The organism is Vibrio sp. OPT46, from assembly GCF_015163535.1.
Classification (GTDB): domain Bacteria; phylum Pseudomonadota; class Gammaproteobacteria; order Enterobacterales; family Vibrionaceae; genus Vibrio; species Vibrio alginolyticus.
Genome location: NZ_JADDYG010000838.1, coordinates 24194 through 26566, shown reverse-complemented (window position 1 = coordinate 26566; position 2373 = coordinate 24194). Strand labels below are relative to the sequence as shown.

General features: G+C 44.5%; 2 protein-coding genes and 1 pseudogene. All 3 read left to right on the top strand.

The annotated features are described in order from the left end of the window. Positions 1–527 (top strand): annotated as a pseudogene (locus IQR33_RS34820) (trigger factor); the annotation flags it as partial. 105 nt (positions 528–632) lie between these two features. Continuing rightward, positions 633–1259 carry an ATP-dependent Clp endopeptidase proteolytic subunit ClpP gene (clpP, locus tag IQR33_RS29115; RefSeq protein WP_005382347.1) on the top strand — a complete coding sequence of 209 codons (627 nt, stop codon included), beginning with the start codon at positions 633–635 and terminating at the stop codon, positions 1257–1259. A 70-nt stretch (positions 1260–1329) separates the two neighbouring features. After that, on the top strand, positions 1330–2373 hold a 1044-nt coding region (gene clpX, locus IQR33_RS29110), incomplete at its 3' end, for an ATP-dependent protease ATP-binding subunit ClpX (RefSeq protein ID WP_193844272.1).

Below are 2373 nucleotides of genomic sequence, written 5' to 3'. Positions count from 1 at the left end.
GTGGTGTTGAAGCACTTAAAGCTGAAGTTCGTAAGAACATGGAACGCGAACTTAAGCAAGCTGTTAAGAACCGCATCAAAGAGCAAGCGATTGACGGTCTAGTTGAGCAAAACGACATTAACGTACCATCAGCGCTTATCGAGCAAGAAATCCAAGTTCTACGTCAACAAGCTGCACAACGCTTCGGTGGTAACCCAGAAGCTGCTGCTCAGCTTCCACGTGAACTGTTCGAAGAACAAGCTAAACGTCGCGTAGTTGTTGGTCTTCTACTAGGTGAAGTAATCAAATCTGAAGAGCTAAAAGCGGACGACGAGAAAGTTAAAGCGCTAATCGAAGAAATGGCTACTGCATACGAAGATCCATCAGAAGTTATTGCTTACTACGAGCAAAACGAAGAAATGATGAACAACATGCGCAACGTAGCTCTAGAAGAGCAAGCAATCGACGCGATCATCGCTAAAGCACAGGTTTCTGAGAAAGAAGTAGGCTTCAACGAGCTACTTAACCAACAACAACCTGCTGCTTAATAAGCAATATCTTGCGTAGAAGGTTGACTTAACGTTAACTATTCTGCTAACAATGGTCCGTATGATAGTCATCATCCGGGCCATTTATTTTAGGGACATAAGAATATGAGCTACCAAGAAAAAAATGCAATGTCGCCAATTATGGACGCGCTAGTACCAATGGTGGTTGAACAAACTTCCCGAGGCGAACGTTCTTACGACATCTACTCACGTCTGCTGAAAGAGCGCGTGATTTTTTTAACGGGTCAAGTGGAAGACCACATGGCAAACCTTGTCGTGGCTCAGCTACTTTTCCTAGAATCTGAAAATCCAGATAAAGATATTTTCTTATACATCAACTCTCCAGGCGGCAGCGTAACAGCTGGTATGTCTATTTACGATACCATGCAGTTCATTAAGCCAAATGTGAGCACAGTATGTATGGGTCAAGCATGTTCAATGGGTGCCTTCCTGCTTGCAGGTGGTGCGCCAGGTAAGCGTTACGTACTGCCTAACTCTCGTGTAATGATCCACCAACCATTGGGTGGTTTCCAGGGTCAAGCTTCTGATATCCAAATCCATGCTCAGGAAATCCTGACGATTAAACAGAAGCTAAACAAGTTGTTAGCAGAACATACAGGCCAACCTCTTGAAGTCATTGAGCGCGATACTGATCGTGATAACTTCATGTCATCAGAGCAGGCTGTGGAATACGGTATCGTGGATGCAGTGTTAAGCCACCGTGGCGAGTAATTAGCCAGCGCATTTTGGCAAAAATTGATATACACTCATTCATGAAGAGTAAAGGCTAAGAGGTTAGCGAATGACAGATAAAAGCAAAGAAAGTGGCAGCGGTAAATTGCTGTACTGTTCTTTCTGCGGCAAAAGTCAGCACGAAGTTCGCAAGCTAATCGCAGGTCCGTCAGTGTACATTTGCGACGAATGTGTCGACTTATGTAACGATATTATTCGCGAAGAAATCAAGGATGTTCTCCCTAAGAAAGAATCTGAAGCGTTACCAACGCCAAAACAGATCCGTGAACACCTTGATGACTATGTGATCGGGCAAGATTACGCGAAAAAAGTGCTCGCAGTTGCGGTATATAACCACTACAAGCGTTTACGCAATGGTGATACAACGAGCGAAGGTGTGGAGCTTGGTAAGAGTAACATCCTTCTAATTGGTCCTACAGGTAGCGGTAAAACACTACTTGCGGAGACATTAGCTCGATTCTTGGATGTGCCATTTACAATGGCAGACGCGACGACACTAACCGAAGCCGGTTACGTAGGTGAAGACGTTGAAAACATCATCCAAAAGCTTCTGCAAAAATGTGATTACGATGTAGCTAAAGCGGAACGCGGCATCGTTTACATTGATGAAATTGATAAGATTTCACGCAAAGCTGAAAACCCATCTATTACGCGTGACGTATCTGGTGAAGGTGTTCAGCAGGCGCTACTAAAACTTATCGAAGGTACGGTTGCATCGGTTCCACCTCAAGGTGGTCGTAAGCATCCTCAGCAAGAATTCCTACAAGTGGACACATCTAAGATCCTGTTCATTTGTGGTGGTGCTTTTGCTGGCTTAGACAAGGTGATTGAGCAGCGTGTTGCAACAGGTACAGGTATTGGCTTTGGTGCTGAAGTTCGTTCGAAGAATGAATCGAAGACGGTAGGTGAGCTATTTACTCAAGTTGAACCTGAAGACTTAGTGAAGTACGGCCTCATTCCAGAATTCATTGGTCGTCTACCTGTAACAACAACACTGACTGAGCTTGATGAAGAAGCATTGATTCAGATCCTATGCGAACCGAAGAACGCACTGACCAAGCAATATGCAGCATTGTTTGAGCTGGAAAACGCT

Coding starts and splice junctions, on each gene's coding strand:
- clpP (WP_005382347.1), top strand. CDS start 633: ATGAGCTACCAAGAAAAAAATGCAATGTCGCCAATTATGGACGCGCTA.